The sequence below is a fragment of the Dyella sp. C9 genome, assembly GCF_003332825.1.
Lineage (GTDB): Bacteria > Pseudomonadota > Gammaproteobacteria > Xanthomonadales > Rhodanobacteraceae > Dyella.
The window spans coordinates 490,510-514,643 of record NZ_QIRF01000002.1 but is presented as its reverse complement, the minus strand read 5'-3'; the positions used below and the strand labels follow the sequence as shown (position 1 = coordinate 514,643).

The following is a 24,134-nucleotide window of genomic DNA, read 5'->3' as shown; positions in this document are numbered from 1 at the left end:
TGGATGACGGCGGGGAACAGCTCAGTCCTCGTCCTGGCCGCGGAACAGGTGCCGCAGCAGGAAGAACGCACCAACGGTGCCCGCAATGATCGCGGTGGTCGCCACTGGGTGGCGCGAGACATGCCGACGCAGCCGGCGATACTGGTAGTTCGCCTCGTCAGCGAAATCCTCGGCGGCGTGGCCGATGCGACGGGCGTAGGCGTTGCGGTGGCGTCCGAAGCGACGGCGCGCATCGCGGCCACGTTCGATCAGCTCATCCGCCCGGTCGGCAGCTTCGCCGGCATAGTGGCGCACACGATCGCCTACCCGTTCGCGGACGCCGTTGATGCTGTTCTCGATGTCGTAGGGCCTGGCCATGGCGTCCTCCGTGCAGGGTGAGCGTTCACGTTGCCAGCGCAGGTGTGAGCGGTGTGTAAATATCCGCCGCCCTTCGTTCATGCGGAAACGGTGCTGGCCCGGGACCGCGTTGTACGGGCTTCGGCAGCGAGCATGCGGCCCAGCGCCAGGCGGAACGGTGGTACTGCCTGGCTGGCCCGCAGCAGGGCGCCGCGCGCCATGCGGGCGGGCGCCCGGTCATCGGTGTAGAGCTTCACGATCACCTGCGTGGCGAGATACAGCGGCCGGGTGGCCAGCCGGTGCGCTTGCTGGTAGCGCCGCAGCAGCTGCGGAGAGGCGATGTCCTGCCCGCTGGCATGCGCCTGGCGGATCTCGCGCGACAGCGTGTCGACGCCCTGCAGGCCGAGGTTGAAGCCATGGGCCGTGACCGGATGCATGCCTACGGCGGCATCGCCCGCCAGCGCAAAGCGCGGCGCCACGAAGCGCTGCGCATACACGCCGACCAGCGGATAGGTGTGGCGCGTGCTGTTGAGCTGCATGTCGCCGAAACGGCCGTGGAAACGCCGCCGCATCTCCCGGTTGAAGCTGTCCTCGTCCAGCGCCATCACCGCCTTCATCGCCTGGCCGGGCAAGGTGAGCACCACCGAAGCCTCGCCGTGGTGCAGGGGCAGCAGGGCGAGGGTCTGGCCATGGTCGAACCATTCGAGCGCCACTCCCTCGTGCGGCTTTTCGAGCGCCATGCGGCACACCAACATGGTCTTGCCAAAGTCATGCATGCTGGCCGGGATGCCGACATCACGACGCAGTTGCGAGAAGCGACTGTCGGCGGCAACGACCAGGCGCGCGCCGAGGCTTGCGCCGTTGCCCAGGGTGAGGCGCGGCATGTCCCGCGCCAACGAGATGGCGCTGACCGCCGTGTCGCAGGCGAGCGTGATGCGCGGTTCCTGCGACACCGCCGCGTAGGCTGCGCGGCGAATGCGGTCATTGGGTACCAGGTAGCCGAGTTCGTTGCCGCTACTGCCGGGCGGAGTGAGCTGAAGCCCGTGCAGGGAGGGGCCGTTGAGCACCCGTGCACCACGCATCACGGCAATGTCCGCCGAGGTGAGGTGATTCCATATGCCCAGTTCGCGCAGGATCCGCACCGAACGGTGGGTCAGCGCGATTTCGCGCCCGTCGAAGGCGGGTTCGCTGATGGCGGCCTGCGACTGCCGCTCGATCACGGCGATGCTAAGGCCCGTGCCAGCCAGGGCCTTGGCCAGGCAGAGTCCGGCCGGACCCGCGCCCACCACCACGATGTCGACGTTCATGTCGAGAGACCTTCGATGCAGGGAAAGAATCCCCGCATGCTAGTGAGCCTGGTCCTGCCGGCATTGACGAGTGTCAATGCGGCAAGGCAAGCCTGACGCGGCCGCTCAGATCGTCTCGGTGCCGGCGGGCTGGGCAGGGGCGGGCGGCTCGGCGCGCAGGCGCTGGCGTCGGCGCAGGGTGGGGAACATGGCCATCCACAGCCCCACCACCACCAGGGTGCCGATGCCGCCGATCAGCGTGGCATTCACTGCGCCAACCCAGGCGGCCAGCAGGCCCGACTCGAACTCGCCCAGCTGGTTGGAAGTGTTGATGAAGATCGCGTTCACCGCGCTCACACGCCCACGCATGTCGTCGGGCGTATCCAGTTGCACCAGTGCGCCGCGGATCACCATGCTGACCATGTCGAACGCGCCCAGCGCGAACAGCGCAGCCAACGACAGCCACAGCGTGCGGGATACGGCAAAGACCAGGGTGGCCAGGCCAAAGCCAGCCACCGAGGCGAACATGATCGGCCCCACGCGGCGCTCCATGTTGTGCCGCGCCAGCCACAGCGACATCAGCAGGGCGCCTACGGCGGGTGCGGCGCGCAGCAGTCCCAGGCCCCAGGGGCCGGTGTGAAGAATGTCGCGGGCGAAGATCGGCAGCAGCGCGGTGGCGCCGCCGAGCAGCACGGCGAACAGGTCCAGCGAGATCACGCCCAGCACGTCGGGGCGCTGGCGGATGAAATGCACGCCGGCGAACAACGTCTTGAGCGTGGCCGGCTCGCGCCGCGGCTGTGCCTGCTCGTAGCGCATCTTCGCCATCAGCAGCACGGCCACCAGATAGAGCGCAGCGCACACCGTGTACACCGTGCCGGGGCCCGCCACATAGAGGAAGCCACCGACGGCTGGGCCCATGATCATCGCCGCCTGTCCGGCCGATGCACTGGCGGCCATCGCGCGGGGCAGCACGGTGTTGGGCACCAGCGCGGGAAGCATCGATTGCAGTGCCGGGAATTCGAAGGCCTTGGCCACGCCGATCACGAAGACCAGCGCCAGGATGCTTGCCTCATGGGCGAGGTGGGTAAGGCTGATCACCGCCAGCGCGATGATCGCCAGCATGTCCACCAGCTGGCCCAGCATCACGATGCGCCGCCGCTCGAACTGGTCGGCGACGTGGCCCGCCGGCAGCGCCAGCATCACCGAGGGAAAGAACTGCACCAATCCGATCAGGCCCAGGTCCAGCGCGCGGCCGGTGATGGCATAGACCTGCCAGCCCACGGCCACCGAAAGCATCTGGAAGCCGAAGCCCGAGCAGATGCGGGCAAACCAGAACTGTACGAAAGCGGGATGTGAACGCAGCGATTCCGCGGGTTGCGACGCGGTGGTGGACGACATGGGAGGGGGATCCTGGCGGGAGCCCGGCCATTATCGGTGGCTGAAGGGCGGTGACAAGGCACCGCCCGTTTCACGCCCGCGTTCCATCGGTTTTACCCAACCTTGCCACCAGGGCACCTAGCGTGGCCGGCGTATCCCGGGCCTGCGAGGTGCGTCATGGGGCGAGTGGCCGAACATGTCTACACGAACCCATTGGAAATCAGCCATCTGGAGGCGTTGATCGAAGAACTGCCCGCCAATGGCCATGTGGTGCTGCTGCTCAATGATGGCCGCAGCGAGGACGGTATCGTCTGCGCGCGACCCAGCATGCAGGTGTTCCGCGACAGCGACGAAAACGAGGGCATCAATGCCGTGGTGCGGCTGGAGCGGCCCGATGTGCCGGACTGGAGCTGCTATGTCTGGCTCGGTGACATCCGCCGCGTGGAACACCTCGATAGCGTGATGGGCAGCGAGAGTTGACCGGCCCGTTCACGTCTCCGGCGCCAGCCGAGGCTGTGCCTGCATCTGTGGCGGGTGCAGCCGGCTGAGCGCATCCAGCCCGAACAGCGGACGCAGCCAGCGCGATCGGCGTATCACGTACTCGTGCAGCAGCGCGCATCCGCACACCGTGCCCCCCAGCACCAGGGCGGGTTCGAGCACGGGGCCGAGCCGCAGCGGGATCAGCCAGAAGGCCACGGCCAGCTCCAGGCTCTGATGCAGCACGTACCAGGGAAACACGGCTTCGCGGGCATACGGCAGCCAGCGGAAGGGGCGGTTGAGGTACTGGTGGCCGTAACCAAGCACGGCGGCGATTGCGGTCCATGCGTAGATGAAGCGCAGGGCCTGCACCAGGAAGCGCGCCGTGTGGTACGCAGGCATCGGCAGCCAGCCCAGGTCGACCCAGTTGCCCACCTGGTCGATCGCGTAGCGCAGCGCGAAGCTCGCCACGGCCAGCACCAGCGCGTGCCGGCGCAGGCGTGCCAGTTCCTTCCACAGGCCGGCGTCGGTGCCCAGCACGTAACCGTAGAGGAACACGGTGAGGTAGCCGGCGTGGGTGTACCAGTCGTTGAGCAGTGCATGCGTGGTCGGGTAGCGCCCGGCCAGCCACAGGTTGTAGGCCAGCAACGGCAACGCGGGCAACACCAGCAGCGGATAGCCCCGCAGCTGGCGGCAGGCGGCCAGCACGCGGCGGCCCCGGGCGGATTCCAGCAGCGGCAACAGGGTGATCAGCAGCAGCGTATAGACCCAGACGTAGGGCAGGTACCACAGGTGGTTCCAGGTGAAGCCGTACTGCCAGCCATCGAACGCCCCCGCCGGCCACGGGCCACCGCTCCAGTAGCGCAGCAGGAAGTGGCCGAAGCCGGGAGCCACCAGGCCGTTGGCCACGCCCTGCACGTAGGGCTGGATGGGGACCACCACCGCGATGCCGAACAGCAGGGGCAGCATCAGGCGTACCGTGCGCTTCCAGGCCAGCGACGGCAGGCTGAGCCGGCCACGCAGGAAATGCACCGCCAGGCCGGAGATCAGGAACAGCAGGTCCATGCGCCAGAAGCCCGAAGCCAGCATGGGGTACTCCAGCCACGGCGCGAGGTAACTGCTCTTGAGGTGGAAGGCCCAGTCCTTGGCCGGCGCCACGTACAGCATGCCGAGGTGGTAGAGGATCAGCAGGCCAAAGGCCAGTACGCGCAAGGCGTCGATGTCGTGGCGGCGAGTCATGGTGGTGCTCCATGTAGGTAGCCGCATGCTGGCCCGGCGGCAGCGCAAGGACACGCGCCAAGTGATTGATTGCAGTGCGCCGGGGACGAGCGGCGGGCGTGCCGGGACGAGCGGCACAGGGTAAGCACAGGCTTGCCACGTAGAATCACCCCATGACGACCCCGGCCACCTTCGACATACGGAAGTTCCAGCGCTGGCGCCGCCCGTTCGAGGTAGGCATCTGGGTAGTGGTGATCGCCCTCAACACCGTGTTCAACGGGCTGGTGTCCTGGTTCGACCACACCCGCAGGGCGCACGGGTCGCTGCCGGTGGAACCATGGATCTGGGAGATCACCAGCAGCATGGTGCTGCTGGCGCTGGTGCCGTTCCTGGTGCTCGCCACCCGGCGTTGGCCGTTTCGCTTCGACGTGTGGCGGCACAGCCTGAAGATCCACCTGCTGCTGACCTTGCCGTTCTGCCTGATCCACGTCGGCGCGATGGTGGCCCTGCGCTCCCTGGCCTACCGCTGGCTGCTGGGCTGGCATTACGACTTCGGCTACTGGCCGGTGCAGCTGGGTTACGAGTACCTGAAGGATTTCCGCACCTATTTCCTCTTCGTCGGCTGCATCTGCCTGTATGGCTTCGTGCTGCGGCGGCTGCAGGGCGAGGCCACCTTGCTGGCCGAGCCGGACGAGGGCCCACCGGTGGAGCCGGTGGAGCGCCCGGAGCGTTTCCTGGTGCGCAAGCTGGGCAAGGAATTCCTGATCGCCGCACGCGAAATCGAGTGGTTGCAGGCCTCGGGCAACTACGTGAACCTGCATGTGCGCGGGCGTGATTACCCGTTGCGCGCCACCATGGCCGGCATCGAGGAGCGGCTGGACCCATCGCGTTTCGTGCGCGTGCATCGCAGTTTTCTGGTGAACCTCGACTACCTGGCCGAGATCGAACCGCTGGATACCGGCGATGCCCGCCTGACCATGCGTGATGGGGCCAGCGTGCCATGCAGCCGCCGTTACCGCGCGCAGCTGCGCGAACGTTTTGGCGACGCGCCGGCCCATGCCTGACACCGGTCGGGTCTTCCCGCGGGAGCGCACCGAAGCACCTCAGAACGGTTTCGACGAAGATGGATGGGACCGTGGTCGCGCACTGGGTGCGCTCCCGCAGGGGAGCTGCAGCAGTTGCGCTCCCGAGGCCCGCGTTCCACTCTAGGCGCCTTTCCGCCACCGGACGACCCGCTTATGAATCCGCCGCGTCTTCGCCTCGCCGCTGCCCTGGGCAGCCTGCTCGTGCTTGCCGGCTGCTCGCAATCCGGTGACCAGGCCCAGGCGCCGCAGCAGCAGGCGCAGGCACCTGCGGATGACTCCGCCCAGAAGCTGGACACCTATCGCCAGCTGGTGCGCATCGGCAACGACGAGATGGCGGTGACCATGGGCAAGGAGATCGTCAGCCGCTATCCCAACAGTGCCGCGGCGCAGGAAGTGCGGCAGAGCCTGCCGGAGATCGAGAAGCGCTATACCGAGAACAGCGAGAAGGCCCGCCTGGCCAATCTCTGGCTTTACCAGGTGTCGCCGATGGAAGGCGGCACGCAGTCCACCGCAACCATCTACAGCAGCCAGCCCTCGGGTGACGACCGCGTGCGCCTGGTGCTGCGCCGGCATACCGAGTGGGGCCAGAACGCCTTCCTGTTCAACGGTGGCCCGCACGGCTTCGTGTGCAAGGGCGTGTGCTCGATCAAGGCCACGTTCGACGGCAAGCCCGGCACCATCAGCGCGTTCGCGCCCAGCACCGGTGAGCCGGCGTTGCTGTTCAAGGACGACAAGGGCTTCATCGCCCAATTGGAGAAAGCCAGGAAGATCACCATGGACGTGACCCTGCAGGACGGCGAAAAGAAGGAGACGCTGGTCTACGAGGTCGGCGGCTTCGATCCCTCCAAGTGGCAGACCGTCGCCAAGCAGGCGGCCAAGAAGAAGTAACCCCGTCCACGCCCAGTGCGCCCGTGCGTTTGCATGGGCAATCCCCCGGAGATCCACGTTCATGGCAGTCAAACATCTCTTCGCCACGGTTGCGGTCGCCGCTGCGCTGGCCGGTTGCGCCCGTGTCGGCGAGCAGTACACCGCCCGCATGCAGGCCCGTCAGCAGGCCTATGCGGTGGCGGCCGGTGCGCCGGTCAACAGCTTCCACTACTTCAGCATGTGGTCGTGGGAGCCGCTCAGCGACAGTCAGTTGGCGGTGTATACCCGCCCCAACGAGGCGTGGCTGCTCGACCTGGACGGCAAGTGCCGCAACCTGGAGTTCACCAACCATATCGGCCTGACCTCCAGCGCCAGCGAAGTGTCGGCCAAGTTCGACCGCGTGCTGACCGGTCCGAACGATGCGCCGTGCTTCATCAAGCAGATCCGCCCGGTGGACATCGCCAAGCTCGATTCGCCGCAGCAGGGCAAGCCCAGGGAAGTGGAAGAAGCCCCGCGCCCCGCCAAGTAAGGCCGCGCTCGCCGCATCTGAAAACGCCCCGGCCTGGACCGGGGCGTTTCCGTTTGCGGTGGGCTCAATGCAGGAACAGCTTCTCGGCGATCTTGGCCAGCGGCTTTTCCAGCGCCTCCTGCAGGCGCGGCGGCAGGTCCAGCGGCTTGAGCAGCATCTTCACCGTCATCTCGGCAGGGATGTTCCGGCGCAGCAGGCCCTGGGCACGGCCGGTGATGCGGCGGAACTCCGCTTCGTTGTCCTTGTGCTGCGGATAGCACTGGTTGAACACGTGGCGCAGCGCGATGTCGCTGTCCTCGCTCTTGATCTCGTTCACGCGCCGCAGGATGGCGCGGAACACCTTGTAGCGGCCAAAACCCTCGCGTTCGCGATACAGCCGGAAGTGCTGGTAGAAGTGCTTGTAGTGGCGCACTTCGTCGCTCTTGATGTGGCCGGTGAGCTGCTTGAGCACCGGCTCGTCGGTGATGTCGTTGAGTGCGCGATAGAGGCTGGCGGTGCCGGTTTCCACCACGCAGCGCGCGGCCAGTTCCAGCCCGCGGCTGGATTCGAGCTGCTCGGCGGTGCACACCGCGCCGTATTCGGCCCAGAACGAGGCAAAGCCGCGATCCCAGTCGAACTCGGGCCATACCGTCTTCACGTAGGCCGCCAGCGCGCGGCCGTGCTGCAGCTCTTCGTGTTCCCAGTGCTGGCTGAGCCAGGTCTGCAATTCTTCGTCGCCGGCGAAATGATCGACCAGGTTGTGCGTGTACAGGTCCGAGCCACTTTCCACGAACGATGCGCTGCACAGCAGGAAGAACAGGTCCTCGTTCTGGCGCACGCGCTGGATCTCGATCCGGCTGAAGTCCAGGCTGTCCAGGGTCCAGGGCAACGATTGGGCGTAGCTCACGCGGGCATTCCTGTGCTGGTGGCCGGTAGCGGGCGAAGCGCCCCACCGGCCGGGCATGACGTTAGTGTGACAAGAGGATACGACGGGATCGCGCCAGGAAATGAACCTGCGCCGACCCGGCGGCCCGGGCCGAGTTTCAGCGCACCACCGTCACCGGTACGTGGGCGCGCTCGAGCACATCGCCCGACACCGAGCCCAGCAGCCAGCGCGCAAGCGCGCCACGCTCGGTATGCCCGATCACCACGTGGTCGATGCCGTGGCGCCGGACCTGGTCGAGCAGCGCATCGCCGGGGTTGCCACGCACCACCTCGATGTCGATCAGCTGGGCCGCGTCAGGCACCAGTGCCCGCACTTCCTCCAACAGCCGGGTGCAGCGCTTGGCCCCGGGGTCGGTGATCATCAGTGGACAGGTATCGGCGCTGCCCTCGGTCACCTGCAGCACGGACACCACCCGCACCCGTCCCCCGCAGGCGCGGGCCAGATCCACTGCCAGTTGCACCGCGCGCTGCGAAGTGGCCGAGCCGTCATAACCGACCAACGAATACTTGAGCATGGCGTTCCCCCTTTCGAACCGGCGACACCCGCTCAGTCGGTGACCTGGTGGCAGCGCCGCTCGACGTGCGTGTTCTTCGCCTGCTGGTTTTCCTGGACCTTCTTGCCAGCGTACGCGCCGCCGGCCGCGCCCGCCACCGTGGCCAGCGTGCGTCCCTTGCCGCTGCCGATCTGGTTGCCGAGCAGGCCGCCAGCGACGCCGCCGACCGCCAGGCCGGTGATCTGGTGGGAGTCCTTCGGGGTGTCCTGCACGGTGACGTCCTCGCAGACGGTGCGGGTCCTGGGCGCCGACGGCGCCGACGACTGGGCGAACGCGGCGCCGGTGCCGGCCATCGCCAGCGTGGCGACAGCCAGGAGCGGAATCAGGTTTTTCATGGCAGGTCCTCCGCTTGGCTTCGGGAACCAGTGTGCTCGGGCCCTCGTTACCGGCACATCAAGTGATCCTTGCACGCGGTGTTCACATCACTTGCCGACGATGAAACGGGCCGGACAGCAATACAGGACGGTTCAGGATGGCTGCCGACAATGACAGCCCACGTCCGACGATCTCATCCACCGTAAGGAGACCACGATGATCAAGCGTACGTTTGGTATGGCGGCCCTGGTGCTGGCCTGCGCGGGAGCCATGACTGCACTTCCGGTCGCCAAGGCCCAGGCAGCCGATGCCGAGGTCAAGTGCGACCTCACTTTCTCGCTGTCGGGTTGGTCGATCATCTACAAGCACGCGTCCGGCAGCGGCACCGTGGTGTGCAGCAACGGCCAGCGCGCCAACGTGAAGATCTCCGTCAACGGTGGCGGCCTCACCGCAGGCAAGTACCGCATCGACAACGGCAAGGGTGACATCACCCACGTGCGCAGCATCGACGATGTATTCGGTGACTACGCCCAGGCCGGCGCCGAAGCCGGCGTGGTGAAGAGTGGCGAGGCCCAGGTGCTGAGCAAGGGCACGACGTCGCTGGCGCTGCATGGCAGCGGCGAGGGCGTGAACCTGGGCATCTCGGTCGGCCAGTTCTCCATCGAGCGCGTGAAGTAAGCGCCATTGCAGCTTGGCGAAGGGCGCCGCGTGGCGCCCTTCGTTTTGGAACGCGTACACTTGCGGCGCTTTCATTGACCGGAGTGCCGCCATGCGCCGCTTGACCCAGTTGTTGTTGTTGCTGTCGCTGTCACTGGGGCTGCTTGCCCCGGTCTGCGCCGACCAGACCGCCCCGCTGCCGCAGGTCGGACAGGCTGCGCCGGATTTCCACCTGCAGGACCAGAACGGCAAGTGGCACACGCCGGCCGACCACCACGGTCACTGGGTGGTGCTGTACTTCTATCCCAAGGATTTCACCCCCGGCTGCACCACCGAGGTGTGCACCTTCCGCGATGACATCGCCAAGCTGCGCCAGGCCGGTGCCGACGTGCTCGGCGTGAGCCTGGATGACGTCAAGTCGCATGCCGACTTCGCCGCCAAGTACCACGTGCCGTTCCCGCTGCTGTCCGATGCCGACAGCAAGACCGCCGAGGCCTATGGCGTGCTGACCTCAAAGGCCGGCTTCAAGTACGCCCGTCGCACCACTTTCCTGATCGACCCGCAGGGCAAGATCGCCAAGGTCTACCAGGACGTCGATCCGGAGAAGAACTCGGCCCAGGTGCTGGATGACCTCAAGACGTTGAAGGCCTCGTCCTGATGTTCCTGAAGGTACGACGCGAAGGCACGCGTGCCGGCGGTTTCGCCCTGTGGAGGCTGGTGGTCTGGCTGATGCTGCTGCTGGCCGCCTATGGCTGCGTACAGTACGGCGCGCACGCCGAGCAGTTGTGGCAGGCACTGCAACAACAGGCGCCGGGCAATACCGAGGCCATCTCCCAATTGCACGGCATGTTGGCCTGGGACGCCGGCTATTTCGTGGTGGCCTTCGCGGTGCTGGTGATTTGCGCCGGTGCCATCCTGGGCCAGGCCTGGTCGCGTCGTACGCTGCAGGTCATCGCGGTACTGCTGGCCGTGGTGTGGGGCCTGCTCGGTGCCTTGCAGCAGTTCTCCCAATGGCGCGATTTCAGCCGCACGGTGGAGATGACCGTGCAGGGCCCGATGGATGCGGCCGCCCAGATCGCACTGAATCACGTGCGGCTCAGTTATCTGATCGCCGTGGCCATCCGTGCGGTGGGCGTGCCGGTGCTGTTGTGGCTGGCCTGGCAGCTGGGACGCCCGCAGGTGCGGTCGTTCTTCCATGGCCGCCGCTGAGGCAGATCGAACGGCCAGTTCAGCCGCGGTTTGCCGGGCAGGGGTTATCGCTGCACGGCCTTTCCGCACCGGATCGACCATGCCGCCGCGCCGACTCCTGCTTACCGTCGCCCTTTCCCTGGCCAGCCTCGGGCTGCATGCGCAGGACCTCGCCACCACCTGCCACGCGACCAGCAGCTACGACCTGACCATCGGTCAGGGCAGCGTCCTGTTTGACCGGGCCCAGCCCATGCCGCAGCGGGTCGAGCTGCGCGATGGCACCCTGCGCACCGACGGCGCGCCGGTGCCGCTGCGGGCGGAGGACGAGGACCGCCTGGCGGTGTTCGAGCGGGAACTGCGCGCCCTGGTGCCACGGGCCAAGTCAGTGGCGACGCAGGGGGTGGACCTGCTGGCCGGCGCGATGCGGGACGAGGGGGCCCGGCTTTCGCTCAGCCCCGACACCCGCGCCCAGCTCAACCAGCAGCTGGCGGCGCACGCCGCCGAGCTGAAGCAGCGCATTGCCGCCAGCAACAGCACGCACGACTGGCAGGGCAACCTGGCTGATCAGTACGCGGACCGGCTGGCGGCCGACCTGACCCCGCTGCTGGCCAACGACCTGGGCCAGCAGGCCCTGCAGGCGGCCATGACCGGCGACTTGCAGGCCGCCGCCAACCTGCGCGACACCGCTGCCGACCTCGCCACCCAGTTGCGCCCGCGCCTGGAGCAGCGCATGCAGGCCCTGGCACCCCAGGTCCGGGCGCTGTGCCCGGCGGTCCAGCGCCTGGCTGAACTGCAGCAAGGCATCCGGGCCGCCAACGGCCAGCCGCTGAACCTGCTGGAGCTGTCCCAGTAAAACCGTGGCTGAGCGGCGCCCCTACGACGACAGCAGATTAACCTTCCGCTAAGTGGCGAAGGACGAGGATGGACACCGCAACCCCCAAGGTGTCAGGAGGCGACCTCGTGTCGCACGCTCGAGTACCACGTTACAACGCCCTGATCCGCTCCGGCATCGATGACCGCGAGCTGTATCGGCGTGCCCTCGCGCAGGTGCGCGAGCCCGGCCTGCAGGCCCTGCTGATGGAAAACCTGCATACGCTGGACCAGCTGATCGGCGACCTGCAGGCGCAGGTCCACGCCACCGGCGGCACGCCGGCCCGTCATGGCACCCTGGCCGGCGCGGTGCGCAGCGCGCTGGCGGAGCTGAGCGCCGGCATGTCTTCCAACCGTGACGCGGCCTGGGTGCACAGCCTGGCGCGCAACGAGTGCGTGCTGTTGCGTCGCTTCGAGGAACAGATGGCGCGAGCTTCCGACGAATCGGCGCGCGTGCTGGGCGTGCAGCTTTCGCGGCTGCATGGCATCCATCGGGACATCCATTGCCTGGCAGGCACCACCCACGGCTGATCGCAGCGCGCCACAAGCCACAAGGAGCAGGCATGCGGAGCACCCCCACGGACGTATTGGAGTTCTGGTTCGACCCGGTAGCCGAAGCGTGCTGGTTCGAGCGCAACGAAGCCTTCGACGCCCGTATCCGCCAACGTTTCGGCGATACCTGGGTGGCGGCGGTGCGGGGCGAGCTGGACGACTGGGCGGCCACGCCGGAGGGTTGGCTGGCCCTGCTGATCGTGCTCGACCAGTTCAGCCGCAATCTCCACCGCGACGATGCGCGGGCCTGGGCGGCTGATGGCCAGGCGCAGGCGCTGGCCCGGGCCGGCATCGCCCGTGGCGACGACCAGCGCCTGTTGCCGCTGCAACGCCTGTTCGCCTACCTGCCGCTGGAGCACGCCGAGGATGCGGCGCTGCAGCGCCTTTGCGTGCAGCTGTTCCACCAGTTGGCGGAACAGCAAACCGGGGTCGACCGGCATCGTTTCGAGGGCTTCCTTGATTACGCGCGCCGGCACCACGATGTGATCGATACGTTCGGGCGTTTTCCGCACCGCAATGCGGTGCTCGGGCGCGCCAGCACCCCCGCCGAACAGGACTATCTGGCCAGCCCAGGAGCGGGCTTCTGAGCCTCCATCTGCCATGACAAGGAGTTCACCATGCGTCGTTATCTCGTCATCCTCTTGTTGACCCTGAGCCTGGCTGCGCATGCGGCCAGCACCTATCGCGTAGGCAGCGAAGTCCTGACCGTGGGCGACAGCGCAGCGCGAGCCATCCAGCTGCTGGGCAAGCCCGACTACAAGGAGCCGGTGGAGAGCGACTTCGGGGGTTACCAGGGCGAACGCTGGCAGTACGTGCAGGACAGCGGGCGCATCCTGATCATCACCATCCTTGGCGGCAAGGTGGCCGATATCCAGGATCGCTCGCGCTGAGCAGACGCGGGCCGGCCTCCTACAGGGATCGCTGGCGCGCAACGCATGGAGCGGTAGCGCAGGCTGGCCCTAAGGTAGTTGTTCCGCGCAATCGGCGCGGGCAACGGCAGGGAGGCCGTCATGCGCGCGTGGCCGGGGGTGGTGTTGATGGTGCTGGCCGTGTCCGCCCAGGCCGGCGGCGGCACGCTGAGGGTGGGCAGCCAGGTGCTGACGGTGGGCGACAGCGCGACTCGGGTGATCGAGCTGCTCGGCAAGCCGAGCTACAAGGGGCATGCCACCAGCGAGGCGCGCGGCGGCAGCCGATCCCGGCGCAGCGGCAGCGGCCGTCGTGGCGGTAGCGGTGGTGGCGAGCAATGGCAGTACCGGCAGAACGGTCGCGTGGTGACGGTGGTGATCGTGGATGGCCGGGTCGCTACGATCCGGGACGGCGGGCGCTGAGCGGGTCGTGATGGCGGCGGGCGCGTGGCCCGTGCGATAACGGCGGCGATTCCAGGGAGAGATCGCGCCATGTCCGAGACGCCACGCGAGGCGGGCCAAACCAACCCCAGCCTGTTGCGCCTGCGCCAGGCCGGCACGCACGGCAAGGTCACCAACATCGAGCTGTTCTTCGACCTCGTGTTCGTCTACGCGGTCACCCAGCTTTCGCACACCCTGTTGCACGACCTGAGCGCGTTGGGGGCGCTGCATGTGCTGCTGCTGTTCCTGGCCGTGTGGTGGGTGTGGATCTTCACCGGCTGGATCACCAACTGGCTGGATCCGGAACGGCTTGCCGTGCGCCTGTTGCTGCTGGCGCTGATGTTCGCCGGTCTGTTGCTCTCCACGGCCTTGCCCGAGGCATTCGACGGGCGTGGGCGGGTCTTCGCTGGCGCCTATGTCTCCATGCAGGTGGGGCGCTCGCTCTTCATGGTATGGGCGTTGCGTCATTCGTCGCTGGCAGCGCGGCGCAACTTCTATCGGATCACCACCTGGCTGGTCGTCACCGGCGTCCTGTGGGTACTGGGCGGCCTGCACGAAGGGCAGGCGCGGCTCGCCTGCTGGGCGGTGGCACTGGCCATCGAGTACCTGGGACCGGCGGCTTTTTTCTATGTGCCCGGGCTGGGGCGTTCGACCACTGGCGAGTGGGACGTGGAAGGCGGACACATGGCCGAACGCTGCAGCCTGTTCGTGATCATCGCGTTGGGCGAATCGGTGGTGGTCACAGGCAGCAGTTTTGCCGAAGGCGTGCGTTCGCCCGAAGCATGGTTCGCGTTCGTGGTGGCCTTTGTCGGGTGCGTGGCGATGTGGTGGATCTACTTCGACATCGGCGCGGAGCGCGGGAGTCGTTCGATCCGGGAGTCGACTGATCCCGGACGCACGGCGCGGCTGGGTTACACCTACCTGCACCTCCCGATCGTGGCCGGTATCGTGGTGAGTGCGGTGGGTGACGAGCTCAGCCTCAGCCATCCGCACGCATCGGGCGACATCGCGCAGGTGGCCGTGCTGCTGGGTGGCCCGGCGCTGTACCTGTTGGGCAACGCGTTGTTCAAGAAGACCGTCAACCACACGAATTTCCCGTTGTCGCACCTCGTTGGCCTGGGCCTGCTGATTTTGCTGGCGTGGCCGGCGACCACGCTGTCGGTGCTCGCGCTGGCCGTGCTCACGTCCGCGGTGCTGGTGTCGGTCTCCGCATGGGAAACCCTGTCGCTGCGCAGCGTACGGCGCGCGCTGTATGGCACTGCGCAGGAGTGACGGCCTCGGTGCGAGGCCCTAGAGGATGGCCATCGGCCGCTCGTAGGCCGGGCGTGATTGACGCAGCGTCTGCAGCAATTGTTCGCCCTGCCACACGGTGCGGCGACGCTCGGCTTCGCGGATCAGGGCGACCAGCCGCGCGTTGACCGGCGCGGTCATGCCCTGCCGCGCGGCCAGGCGCACGATCTCGCCATTGATCGCATCGACTTCGGTGGGCCGGCCGGATTCCAGGTCTTCCCAGGTGGAGGAGCGCGCGTAGGGATCGATGGCCAGCAGCTTGCCGGCGATCCGTTGGAACAGCGCGTCGGGCAGGTCGAGCACGCTGGGCAGCAGCCGCGGCGGCAGTGGGGTAAGGCGCGCGGGGCGGATGCCGGCGGCGGCGAACACGCCGAGTGCCTCGCGTTGCGCGAGTGCCAGGCAGCGGCGCCAGTGACGCCGTGAAAGCTCGTCGCGCAGTGGCAGGTCCGACAGCGCGTTGATCGCATTGTTGAGGTTGAGCAGCAGCTTGGCCGCCTGTACCGCCGGCATGTCGTGGCGCGTGCCGATGGGCAGTCCCGCCTGTGCGAATACGGGCAGGAACGGCGCGAGCGATGGATGCGATTCCACCATCAAGCCACCACTGGAGCCCTGGTGGAAACTGGCGCGATCGCGTTGCAGCACGTTGAACGGCACCATGCCGGCAAGCACCGGATGCCCGGGCAGCGCGGCGCGCAACTGCGCCGTGTTGTTGAGCCCATTCTGGAAACTGATGATCGGCACGCTGGGAGCCACCACTTCGGCCAGTTCCCGGGCGACGGCGGCGGTGGCTGACGACTTCACCGTCACCAGTACCAGGTGCGCCTTGGCGGCGGCGAACGGGTTGAGTTGCAGCTCCAGCGCCCGCGGACCGATATGGCCGTGGTTGCCGTTGAGGTCGCTCCAGCTGATGCCGCACAGGCGCAGCGTATCGATCACGCGATGCCGGCCGATGAAGGTCACGCGCGCATGGTCGTGCAGGCGTGCGCCGAGATAGGCGCCGATGTTGCCGGTGCCATAGATGGCGATGCGCGGCAGTGCGTGCACGCTCATGCGACGGCCCTGCCGGCTGCACGGCCGGCCACGCGCCCCGAGAACAGGCAGCCGCCGAGAAAGCTGCCTTCGAGCGCACGGTAGCCGTGCAGGCCGCCACCGCCGAAGCCGGCAGCTTCGCCCACGGCATACAAGCCAGGCAGCGGTTGTCCGTCATGGCCGAGCACGCGGCCATCGAGATCGGTCTCCAGGCCCCCCAGCGTCTTGCGGGTGAGGATGTTCAGGCGCACCGCGATCAACGGGCCGTTGGCCGGGTCGAGCAGGCGATGCGGCCTGGCCACGCGCACCAGCTTGTCGCCGCGATAACGCCGCGCGTTATGGATGGCCATGACCTGGCCATCCTTCGCATAAGGGTTGGCGAACTGCAGGTCGCGCGTCTCCACCTCGCGGCGGATCTGCGCCAGGTCGAGCAGGTGGTTGCCGGCCAGTGCGTTCATGCCGGCGACCAGTTCTTCCAGCGTGTCGCGCACGATGAAGTCGCGGCCGTGCTGCTTGAACGCCTCCACCGGCGCCGGCGCACCCTTGCCGATGGCGCGCCTGGCCACCTGCCGCCAGCTCTTGCCGGTGAGATCGGGATTCTGCTCCGAGCCCGACAATGCGAACTCGCGGCGGATGATCTGCTGGTCGAGGATGAACCAGCTGTAGTCGTAGCCGGTGCGGCGCAGGTGTTCCAGCGTACCCAGCGTGTCGAAGCCGGGCCACAGCGGGCCGGGCAGGCGCCGGCCGGTGGCATCGAACCACAGCGATGACGGTCCCGGCAGGATGCGGATCGCGTGCATCGGCCAGATCGGATTCCAGTTCTCGATGCCCTCGACGTAGTGCCACATGCGGTCGCGGTTGATCAGCCGCGCGCCGGCCGATTCACTGATACCCAGCATGCGGCCGTCCACGTGCGCGGGTACGCCGCACAGCATGTGCGAGGGCGCGGCACCCAGCCGCTCCGGCCAGTTGCGCCGCACCAGCGCGTGGTTGCCGCCGATGCCGCCCGAAGCCACGAGCACGGCCTGCGCGCGGTGTTCGAAGTCCTGCACGACCTCGCGTGAGCTGGGCTGGCCGCGTGGCATGTCGTCCGGCACCAGTACGCTGCCACGCACACCGGTGACCACGCCGTCCTGCACGAGCAGCTCATCGACGCGATGGCGGAACCCGAACTGCAGCTTCCCCTGGGTCTGTGCCGCGCGGGCGCGGCGCACGAACGGCTCGATGACGCCGGGGCCGGTGCCCCAGGTGACGTGGAAGCGTGGTACCGAATTGCCGTGGCCCCAGGCGCCATGGCCGCCGCGCTCGGCCCAGCCCACCACCGGAAACCAGCGCATGCCCATGGCGTGCAGCCAACTGCGCTTTTCGCCGGCAGCGAAATCCACATAGGCCTCGGCCCAGCGGCGTGGCCAATGGTCTTCGGTGCGGTCGAAACCCGCGCTACCCATCCAATCGGCGAGCGCAAGCGCACGGGAGTCGCGGACCCCCATGCGACGCTGCTCTGGCGAATCGACGAAAAACAGCCCTCCGAACGACCAGAACGCCTGACCCCCCAGGCTTTGTTCCGGCTCCTGATCCAGCACCAGCACGCGTTTGCCGATGTCGGTTAGTTCCGTAGCGGCGACCAGGCCTGCCAGGCCCGCACCCACCACGATCGCGTCCCACCCCTCCAGCATCCCACGACTCCCCGCATGGCGATCCTTGTCCGCGAACTTAGCCCGAGCGTCCGGCCATTCCTATGCGCGGTGCGTCATGACGCCGCAGGCGTTCTATGACCGATGGCAGGGGATGACGGCTGGCCCATGCCCGGCTTCGTGTTGCAGCGCATCGTTGATGGGCGCCGCGCGGGAGGCGGCATAGGGAGGAGATCGACATGCGCAGCTTGTGGATGGCCGCCGCGCTGGCGGCCGGATTGGCTTCGGCAACGATGGTTCGGGCCGGCGACCTGGACCTGCATGGCGGCGACTGCCACTACTCGACCGACTTCGATGTGCGCGTGGTTCCCGCCGGCGTCGGTTTCCATCGCGACCACGGTGTGCCGGCCGACGTGTTCATGCACAACGGCCAGCTGCGCGTGGACGGCCGCGAGGTGGTGGTGTCCGCCGCTGATGCGGAGCGCCTGCGCGCCTACGAGCAGCAAGTGCGCGACGTGCTGCCCGAAGTGGCTGGCATAGCGCGCGAAGGCGTCAACATCGGTTATGCCGCGATACGCACGGTGCTTCTCACGTTCGCCGACAACGACAGCGAACGGCACGACATGGTGGATCGCCTCGACCGGCACCATCGCGACGCGCTCGCGCGCATCGACGACGGCCTGGGCAGGGGCGAGTGGCACCCACACGACCTGGACGACGTGGTGGGGCAGGGCGTGGAAGACGCCGTCTCCGACGTGGTCGGCAAGGTCGCCGGCGCCGCCGTCACGGCCGCGCTGAGCGGCGACCAGGCCAAGGTGGCGGCCTTGCAGGCGCGCGCCGATTCGCTGGACCAGAACATCAACAAGGAAGTGAACACCCGCGCCAAGGCGCTCGACCGTCGAGCCGATGCGTTGTGCCCGCGGCTGGATTCACTGGCACAGCTGCAGCAGCAGTTCGGCTTTCGATTGTCCGACGGCTCGCGCCTGCAGCTGATGACCTATGGCAAGGACAACAACAAGAAGCTGACCACAGCCAGCACGGGTACGCGCGCCGATTGAGGCGAAGCCGCGTATCCAATGATTCCCCCAACGTACCCTGGCCGCGCCGGCTCGCCTGCGCGGCTTTTTTTGCGGATGGCACGGACGCGTGCAACGGAACCTTGATGGCCGTGCTGCTACCCTGCGCGCCCTTGCCGAGCACGAGCCGAATCATCCATGCACGACCTCCTCGCGCGCCTGCATTTCTCCGAAGGCGGCATCACCACCCTGATGAATGTCGGCATGGCCCTGTTGATGCTGCTGGTCGGACTCTGGCTGGCGGCGCGCGTATCGAACTTTGCGCGCAGGGCCATGCGTCGTGCCAACGTCGATGAAACCCTCAGCGGCTTCCTGCGCAACCTGATCAATGGCGTGCTGGTCGCGCTGCTCATCGTGATGGCGCTACAGCAGGCGGGCGTGCCCTCGGCGCCGCTGGTGGCCGCGCTCGGCGCGGGCGGCCTGGCCATCGGCCTGGCCTTGCAGGGCTCGTTGAGCAACCTGGCCTGGGGCGTGCTGCTGATCGTGTTCCGGCCGTTTCGCGTGGGCGACTTCATCCATGCCGGGGGCGTGGACGGCACGGTCGAGGGCGTGAGCCTGATGTACACCTTGCTGGTGATGCCGGACAACCGCGAAGCCGTGGTGCCCAACGCCAAGATCGGCTCCGACGCCATCATCAACTTCAATCGCCGCGGCACGCGCCGCTTCGAGCTGCGCGTGGGCATCGGCTACAAGGACAGCATCGGCAAGGCGATGGACGTGATCCGCCAGCTGTATGCCGCCGACGCGCGCATCCTGCGCGACCCCGAGCCGGGGGTGTGGACCGAGAGCCTGGGCGATAGCGCGGTGGTGCTGCTGCTGCGCGCCTATACGCGCAGCGGCGACTCCTGGGCGGCCCAGACCGATCTGTTGCGCGCGGTGAAGGAGCGGTTCGACGCCGAGGGCATCAGCATCCCCTATCCGCAGCGCGAGCTGACCGTGCTGCAGGGCCGGGCTCCGGAAGCCGGGCGTTGAGCCCGGCCGGGGCCGCGGGGTCCACCCATGGCCCTCAATCCAGCCTTTTTGCAGCGAAATGGCCTGCATACGTATGCGAATGGTGGATTCAACCGATCCAAAAGCGTCCGGAAGTAGGTCTCGTTCGCTATGATTGTTGCCTTAAGCGGCCGTCATCCCCGCCGGCACGCCATCGCCATCCGTAGGAGAAACCATGGCCGACCTCAAAGAAGCACGCGTTCCCGATATCGGCAGCGAGAACGTGCCGGTGATCGAAGTGCTGGTGAAACCCGGTGACAAGGTCGCCAAGGAACAGGGCCTGGTCACGCTGGAGTCGGACAAGGCGACCATGGAAGTGCCGGCCCCGTTCGCGGGCACGGTGAAGGAAGTGAAGCTGAAGGTTGGCGACGAGGCCTCCGAAGGGACCCTGATCGCCATCATCGAGGTCGAGGGTGAGGCCGCCGCTCCGGCGCCCGCTCCGGCCAAGGCCGAAGCACCGGCCAAGTCCGCGCCCACCCCGGCGCCGGCCGCTGCCCCGGCCGTGGCGCCCGCCGCTGGCGGTGGCGTACAGGAAGTGCGCGTGCCCGACATCGGCAGCAGCGACGTGCCGGTGATCGAGATCCTGGTGAAGGTGGGTGACACCATCACCAAGGACCAGAGCCTGATCACGCTGGAATCGGACAAGGCGACCATGGAAGTGCCGGCCCCGTTCGCTGGCGTGGTGAAGGAACTCAAGGTCAAGGTGGGCGACGAGCTCTCCGAGGGCAGCCTGATCGCCCTGGTCGAGGCCGCCGGTGGCGTGCCCGCCGCGGCACCCGCTCCCGCGCCGGCTGCCGCCAAGGTCGACGTACCCAAGATCGAAGAAAGGCCGGCTCCGCAGGGTGGCCGCAGCGTGCTGCCGGGCAACGCGCCCGAGGGCGACGTGGCGCCGGCCGTGCGCCCGCCGTTCGACTCCAAGATCGTCATGCCGGGCGATGCCCCGTACGCCAGCCCCGCCATCCGCGCCTTCGCGCGCGAGCTGGGCGTGGACATCCGCCAGGTGAAGGGCGGTGGTCGCGGCGGCCGCATCATGCGCGAGGACGTCACCGGCTACGTGAAGCACGCGCTGGCCTCCGGCGCGCGTCCGACCGGCGCCCCGGTGGCGGCTGGCGGCGGCCTCAACCTGCTGCCCTGGCCGAAGGTGGACTTCAGCAAGTTCGGCGAGATCGAAGAGAAGCCGCTGTCGCGCATCCAGAAGATCTCTGGCGCCAACCTGGCGCGCAACTGGGCGATGATCCCGCACGTCACCCAGCACGAAGACGCCGACATCACCGAGCTGGAAGCCTTCCGCAAGAAGCTCGGCGAGGAGAACAAGGACCTCAAGATCACCCCGCTGGTGTTCCAGATCAAGGCGGTGGTCGCGGCGCTGAAGAAATTCCCGCAGTTCAACGCCTCGCTGGACGAGACCGCCGAGAAGCTGATCCTCAAGAAGTACTTCCACATCGGCATCGCGGTGGATACGCCCGATGGCCTGGTGGTGCCGGTGATTCGCGATTGCGACAAGAAGGGCCTGCTGGACCTGGCCGTCGAGCTGGGCGAGATCTCCAAGAAGGCGCGAGACAAGAAGCTTGGCCCCAACGAGATGTCCGGCGGCTGCTTCTCGATCTCCTCGCTGGGCGGTATCGGCGGCACCTCGTTCACGCCGATCGTCAACGCGCCGGAAGTGGCCATCCTGGGCGTCTCCAAGGCCGCCACCAAGCCGGTGTGGAACGGCAAGGAATTCGCACCGCGCCTGATCCTGCCGCTGTCGCTCAGCTACGACCACCGCGTGATCGACGGCGCGCTCGCCGCACGCTTCGCTTCCTACCTCGCACAGCAGCTGGGCGACATCCGCCGCCTGCTCCTGTGACTTTGCTTTTCCCTCTCCCCTCCGGGGAGAGGGCAGGGTGAGGGGCCGCGCTCGCGGCGTCGCCTCGACAGGTAGCGAAAGAACCAAAGGATTCCCCATGGCAAGCACCATCGAAATCAAGGTCCCCGACATCGGCGGTCACGACAACGTGCCGGTGATCGAGGTGCTGGTGAAGGTCGGCGACACGGTCGCCAAGGAACAGAGCCTGATCACGCTCGAATCGGACAAGGCCACGATGGAAATTCCGTCGAGCGCCGCCGGCGTGATCAAGGAGCTGAAGGTGAAGGTGGGCGACGAAATATCCGAGGGTGCGGTGATTGCCGTGCTCGAGGCATCGGACGCCGGCGTCGCCAAGCCGACGGAAGCGCTGAAGGCTGCGGCTCCTACTCCCTCTCCCCTGCGGGGAGAGGGCCGGGGTGAGGGGGCAACCTCGCCTCAGTCCGGCACTAGCGACGCTTCCGCGAGCACCCGCCCCTCACCCCAACCCTCTCCCCAGGGGGGAGAGGGAGCAAAATCCGCACCGAAGGCGGCCGGTGCTTCCGGCCGCACGCCCGATATCGAATGCAAGCTGGTCGTGCTCGGCTCTGGCCCCGGTGGCTACACCGCCGCGTTCCGCGCCGCCGACCTCGACGTCGACACCGTGCTGGTGGAGCGTTACGCCTCGCTGGGCGGTGTCTGCCTCAACGTGGGCTGCATTCCGTCCAAGGCTCTGCTGCACGCCGCCGCCGTGATCGACGAGGCCGAGGCCATGTCCGCACACGGCGTCAGCTTCGGCGCGCCCAAGATCGACCTCGACAAGCTGCGCGACTTCAAGACCAAGGTGGTCGGCAAGCTCACCGGCGGCCTGGCCAGCATGGCCAAGCAGCGCAAGGTGCGTACCGTGCAGGGCGTGGGCACCTTCGTCTCGCCCAACGAGATGGAAGTGCAGACGGCCGACGGCACCAAGCTGATCCGCTTCGAGAACGCCATCATCGCCGCCGGTTCGCAGTCGGTGAAATTGCCGGCGTTCCCGTGGGACGACGAGCGCGTAATGGATTCCACCGGCGCGCTGGAACTGAAGGAAGTTCCCAAGAAGCTGCTGGTCGTCGGTGGCGGCATCATCGGCCTGGAAATGGCCACGGTGTACTCCTCGCTGGGCAGCGAGGTGACCGTGGTCGAGTTCATGGACCAGATCATCCCGGGCGCCGATGCCGACCTGATCAAGCCGCTGGCGCAGCGCCTGGCCAAGAAGCTCAAGGGCGTGCACCTCAAGACCAAGGTGGTGGAAGCCAAGGCCACCAAGAAGGGCATCGAGGTCAGCTACGAAGGCGAGAGCATCCCCGAAACCACCGTGTTCGACCGCGTGCTGGTCGCCGTGGGCCGCTCACCCAACGGCAACAAGATCGGCGCCGACAAGGCTGGCGTGGCGGTGACCGAGCGTGGCTTCATCAACGTCGACACGCAGATGCGCACCAACGTGCCGCACATCTACGCCATCGGCGACCTGGTGGGCCAGCCGATGCTGGCGCACAAGGCCACCCACGAGGCGCGCGTTGCCGCCGAAGTGGTGGCGGGTCTGAAGAGCCATTTCGATGCGCGCGTGATCCCGTCGGTCGCGTTCACCGATCCGGAAGTGGCATGGGTGGGCGTCACCGAGCGCGAGGCGAAGGAAAAGGGCCTCAAGGTCGGCGTGGGCAAGTTCCCGTGGGTGGCCAGTGGCCGTGCCATCGGCATTGATCGCACCGAGGGCTTCACCAAGCTGATCTTCGACGAGGAGACCCATCGCATCGTGGGCGGCGCCATCGTCGGCCCGCATGCGGGCGACCTCATCAGCGAGATCTGCCTGGCGATCGAGATGGGCGCGGAAGCGGCCGACATCGGCCTCACCATCCATCCGCATCCCACGCTGGGCGAGTCGGTGGGCATGGCGGCCGAGGCCTACGAAGGCACCATCACCGACCTGTACATGCCGAAGAAAAAGAAATAAGCAGCCTTTTCTCCGCAACAAAAAGCCCGGGTTTTCCCGGGCTTTTTCAATGCCTGCTCTGGCCCAGCGCGGCCTTGATCGGTTCGGCGGTCTCCTCGAGGTGATTCGCCATTTCCGTGGAAGTATTGACCATCTGCTGCAGCACGCTGAGGAACTCGAGTGGATCGACGTCCTTGCCGAGCTTGATGCGGGTGCGCAAGGCCACCATGCGGGGGCCGTCGAGCGCCAGCGTTGCGTCGTGGCCGACCCAGGAGGTGGTCTCGCGTTGGGCAGCGTAGGCGGCCGAGTACTTGCGCAGGCGGCCGGTGTCGATCCAGGTCGCAGACTGGTTGGCCACGGCGACGTCCCACGCCTGGCTGGCGAAGGCGGGCCAGCTGACGCTCAGGATGAAGTCGTTCTTCAGGCGTTGGATATGCTGGTTGACTTGGGCGTCCGGCACGCCATTGCGCACGTCATTGGTGATGGCTTCGTTAAGTGCCTTCAGCGGTTTGAGCTTCTCTGCGTTGACCGCCAGCGAAGACTGGATGTCGTTGAGCGTGCCACGCAACTCCATCTCGATCTGCATGCTGGCGTACTCGGCGGCATGCCGGTGATGCGTGCTCTCGATCCACTGCTCCAGTCCCAGTGCGGTAAGGATGCTGAGCACGATCATCAGGTAGTGCTGCGCGAACTCCCGAAACGAGTGCATGCGCACCCGGGGCACTTCGAAATGCATGGCG

The 24,134-nt window shown here is 67.3% G+C and carries 27 protein-coding genes; 17 read left to right on the top strand and 10 right to left on the bottom strand.

Going from position 1 to position 24,134, the window contains the following annotated elements; translation table 11 throughout:
• Positions 1-21: 21 nt before the first annotated feature.
• The 3 genes from DVU99_RS04680 to DVU99_RS04670 form a co-directional block, all read right to left on the bottom strand.
• The gene (locus tag DVU99_RS04680) at positions 22-357 is read right to left on the bottom strand and encodes a hypothetical protein (RefSeq protein WP_114239020.1); all 336 of its coding nucleotides are present in this window, start codon (positions 355-357) and stop codon (positions 22-24) included.
• Between the two features lie 77 nt (positions 358-434).
• Positions 435-1,643 carry a 5-demethoxyubiquinol-8 5-hydroxylase UbiM gene (ubiM, locus tag DVU99_RS04675; RefSeq protein ID WP_114239019.1) on the bottom strand — a complete coding sequence of 403 codons (1,209 nt, stop codon included), beginning with the start codon at positions 1,641-1,643 and terminating at the stop codon, positions 435-437.
• Between the two features lie 105 nt (positions 1,644-1,748).
• Positions 1,749-3,020, bottom strand: a complete 1,272-nt coding sequence (locus tag DVU99_RS04670) for an MFS transporter (RefSeq protein ID WP_114239018.1) — start codon at positions 3,018-3,020, stop codon at positions 1,749-1,751.
• 156 nt (positions 3,021-3,176) lie between these two features.
• Between DVU99_RS04670 and DVU99_RS04665 the strand changes: the two genes are divergently transcribed.
• Positions 3,177-3,479, top strand: coding sequence for a DUF3247 family protein (locus tag DVU99_RS04665; protein ID WP_114239017.1), 303 nt, complete (start codon positions 3,177-3,179; stop codon positions 3,477-3,479).
• 9 nt (positions 3,480-3,488) lie between these two features.
• Here the strand turns inward: DVU99_RS04665 and DVU99_RS04660 are convergent, their stop codons facing one another.
• Positions 3,489-4,715 carry an acyltransferase family protein gene (locus DVU99_RS04660; protein WP_114239016.1) on the bottom strand — a complete coding sequence of 409 codons (1,227 nt, stop codon included), beginning with the start codon at positions 4,713-4,715 and terminating at the stop codon, positions 3,489-3,491.
• 152 nt (positions 4,716-4,867) lie between these two features.
• Here DVU99_RS04660 and DVU99_RS04655 point away from each other — a divergent pair, with 152 nt between their 5' ends.
• From DVU99_RS04655 to DVU99_RS04645, 3 genes are all read left to right on the top strand, one after another.
• On the top strand, positions 4,868-5,758 hold the full coding sequence (locus DVU99_RS04655) for a LytTR family DNA-binding domain-containing protein (protein ID WP_114239015.1): 891 nt from the start codon (positions 4,868-4,870) through the stop codon (positions 5,756-5,758).
• Between the two features lie 174 nt (positions 5,759-5,932).
• Complete coding sequence (locus DVU99_RS04650; protein ID WP_114239014.1) at positions 5,933-6,667, top strand: hypothetical protein; 735 nt, start codon at positions 5,933-5,935, stop codon at positions 6,665-6,667.
• Between the two features lie 61 nt (positions 6,668-6,728).
• Positions 6,729-7,175 (top strand): DUF6491 family protein, encoded by a 447-nt coding sequence (locus DVU99_RS04645; RefSeq protein WP_114239013.1) that lies wholly within the window; start codon positions 6,729-6,731, stop codon positions 7,173-7,175.
• Positions 7,176-7,239: 64 nt separating this feature from the next.
• Here DVU99_RS04645 and DVU99_RS04640 read toward each other — a convergent pair whose 3' ends face one another.
• The 3 genes from DVU99_RS04640 to DVU99_RS20275 all read right to left on the bottom strand — a co-directional run bounded on the left by DVU99_RS04640 (position 7,240) and on the right by DVU99_RS20275 (position 8,988).
• The gene (locus DVU99_RS04640; protein WP_114239012.1) at positions 7,240-8,061 is read right to left on the bottom strand and encodes a ferritin-like domain-containing protein; all 822 of its coding nucleotides are present in this window, start codon (positions 8,059-8,061) and stop codon (positions 7,240-7,242) included.
• 136 nt (positions 8,062-8,197) lie between these two features.
• The gene (locus DVU99_RS04635) at positions 8,198-8,614 is read right to left on the bottom strand and encodes a universal stress protein (RefSeq protein ID WP_114239011.1); all 417 of its coding nucleotides are present in this window, start codon (positions 8,612-8,614) and stop codon (positions 8,198-8,200) included.
• Positions 8,615-8,646: 32 nt separating this feature from the next.
• Positions 8,647-8,988, bottom strand: coding sequence for a glycine zipper 2TM domain-containing protein (locus tag DVU99_RS20275; protein ID WP_114239010.1), 342 nt, complete (start codon positions 8,986-8,988; stop codon positions 8,647-8,649).
• A gap of 196 nt (positions 8,989-9,184) precedes the next feature.
• On the opposite strand from DVU99_RS20275, the gene DVU99_RS04625 reads away from it, so the two are divergent.
• From DVU99_RS04625 to DVU99_RS04585, 9 genes are all read left to right on the top strand, one after another.
• The gene (locus DVU99_RS04625) at positions 9,185-9,646 is read left to right on the top strand and encodes a hypothetical protein (RefSeq protein WP_114239009.1); all 462 of its coding nucleotides are present in this window, start codon (positions 9,185-9,187) and stop codon (positions 9,644-9,646) included.
• A gap of 91 nt (positions 9,647-9,737) precedes the next feature.
• Entirely contained in the window at positions 9,738-10,283 is a 546-nt protein-coding gene (locus DVU99_RS04620; RefSeq protein ID WP_114239008.1) for a peroxiredoxin, read from the top strand.
• Positions 10,283-10,834, top strand: coding sequence for a hypothetical protein (locus DVU99_RS04615; protein ID WP_114239007.1), 552 nt, complete (start codon positions 10,283-10,285; stop codon positions 10,832-10,834). The genes DVU99_RS04620 and DVU99_RS04615 overlap by 1 nt, the downstream gene beginning before the upstream one ends.
• Before the next feature lie 79 nt (positions 10,835-10,913).
• Positions 10,914-11,666, top strand: coding sequence for a DUF2884 family protein (locus DVU99_RS04610; protein WP_114239006.1), 753 nt, complete (start codon positions 10,914-10,916; stop codon positions 11,664-11,666).
• Between the two features lie 107 nt (positions 11,667-11,773).
• Positions 11,774-12,214: a PA2169 family four-helix-bundle protein gene (locus DVU99_RS04605; protein ID WP_232823447.1), complete on the top strand. Its 441-nt coding sequence runs from the start codon at positions 11,774-11,776 to the stop codon at positions 12,212-12,214.
• Positions 12,215-12,246: 32 nt separating this feature from the next.
• The gene (locus DVU99_RS04600) at positions 12,247-12,822 is read left to right on the top strand and encodes a DUF924 family protein (protein ID WP_114239004.1); all 576 of its coding nucleotides are present in this window, start codon (positions 12,247-12,249) and stop codon (positions 12,820-12,822) included.
• Between the two features lie 30 nt (positions 12,823-12,852).
• On the top strand, positions 12,853-13,125 hold the full coding sequence (locus DVU99_RS04595) for a DUF2845 domain-containing protein (protein ID WP_114239003.1): 273 nt from the start codon (positions 12,853-12,855) through the stop codon (positions 13,123-13,125).
• A gap of 120 nt (positions 13,126-13,245) precedes the next feature.
• Positions 13,246-13,563, top strand: coding sequence for a DUF2845 domain-containing protein (locus tag DVU99_RS04590; protein ID WP_232823446.1), 318 nt, complete (start codon positions 13,246-13,248; stop codon positions 13,561-13,563).
• 69 nt (positions 13,564-13,632) lie between these two features.
• On the top strand, positions 13,633-14,853 hold the full coding sequence (locus tag DVU99_RS04585) for a low temperature requirement protein A (RefSeq protein ID WP_114239002.1): 1,221 nt from the start codon (positions 13,633-13,635) through the stop codon (positions 14,851-14,853).
• 18 nt (positions 14,854-14,871) lie between these two features.
• On the opposite strand, the gene DVU99_RS04580 is transcribed toward DVU99_RS04585, so the two are convergent.
• Both DVU99_RS04580 and DVU99_RS04575 read right to left on the bottom strand, forming a co-directional pair.
• A complete protein-coding gene (locus DVU99_RS04580) occupies positions 14,872-15,921 on the bottom strand; it encodes a 2-dehydropantoate 2-reductase (RefSeq protein WP_114239001.1) in 1,050 nt (349 codons plus the stop codon).
• Positions 15,918-17,576 carry an FAD-binding dehydrogenase gene (locus DVU99_RS04575; RefSeq protein ID WP_114239000.1) on the bottom strand — a complete coding sequence of 553 codons (1,659 nt, stop codon included), beginning with the start codon at positions 17,574-17,576 and terminating at the stop codon, positions 15,918-15,920. The genes DVU99_RS04580 and DVU99_RS04575 overlap by 4 nt, the downstream gene beginning before the upstream one ends.
• Positions 17,577-17,773: 197 nt before the next feature.
• On the opposite strand from DVU99_RS04575, the gene DVU99_RS04570 reads away from it, so the two are divergent.
• From DVU99_RS04570 to lpdA, 4 genes are all read left to right on the top strand, one after another.
• Positions 17,774-18,592, top strand: a complete 819-nt coding sequence (locus tag DVU99_RS04570; protein ID WP_114238999.1) for a DUF2884 family protein — start codon at positions 17,774-17,776, stop codon at positions 18,590-18,592.
• A gap of 156 nt (positions 18,593-18,748) precedes the next feature.
• The gene (locus tag DVU99_RS04565) at positions 18,749-19,582 is read left to right on the top strand and encodes a mechanosensitive ion channel family protein (protein ID WP_114238998.1); all 834 of its coding nucleotides are present in this window, start codon (positions 18,749-18,751) and stop codon (positions 19,580-19,582) included.
• A gap of 193 nt (positions 19,583-19,775) precedes the next feature.
• On the top strand, positions 19,776-21,449 hold the full coding sequence (aceF, locus tag DVU99_RS04560) for a dihydrolipoyllysine-residue acetyltransferase (protein WP_114238997.1): 1,674 nt from the start codon (positions 19,776-19,778) through the stop codon (positions 21,447-21,449).
• Positions 21,450-21,546: 97 nt separating this feature from the next.
• Complete coding sequence (lpdA, locus tag DVU99_RS04555) at positions 21,547-23,415, top strand: dihydrolipoyl dehydrogenase (RefSeq protein WP_114238996.1); 1,869 nt, start codon at positions 21,547-21,549, stop codon at positions 23,413-23,415.
• Positions 23,416-23,461: 46 nt separating this feature from the next.
• On the opposite strand, the gene DVU99_RS04550 is transcribed toward lpdA, so the two are convergent.
• Positions 23,462-24,130: a hypothetical protein gene (locus tag DVU99_RS04550; protein WP_114238995.1), complete on the bottom strand. Its 669-nt coding sequence runs from the start codon at positions 24,128-24,130 to the stop codon at positions 23,462-23,464.
• Between the last annotated feature and the right edge of the window lie 4 nt (positions 24,131-24,134).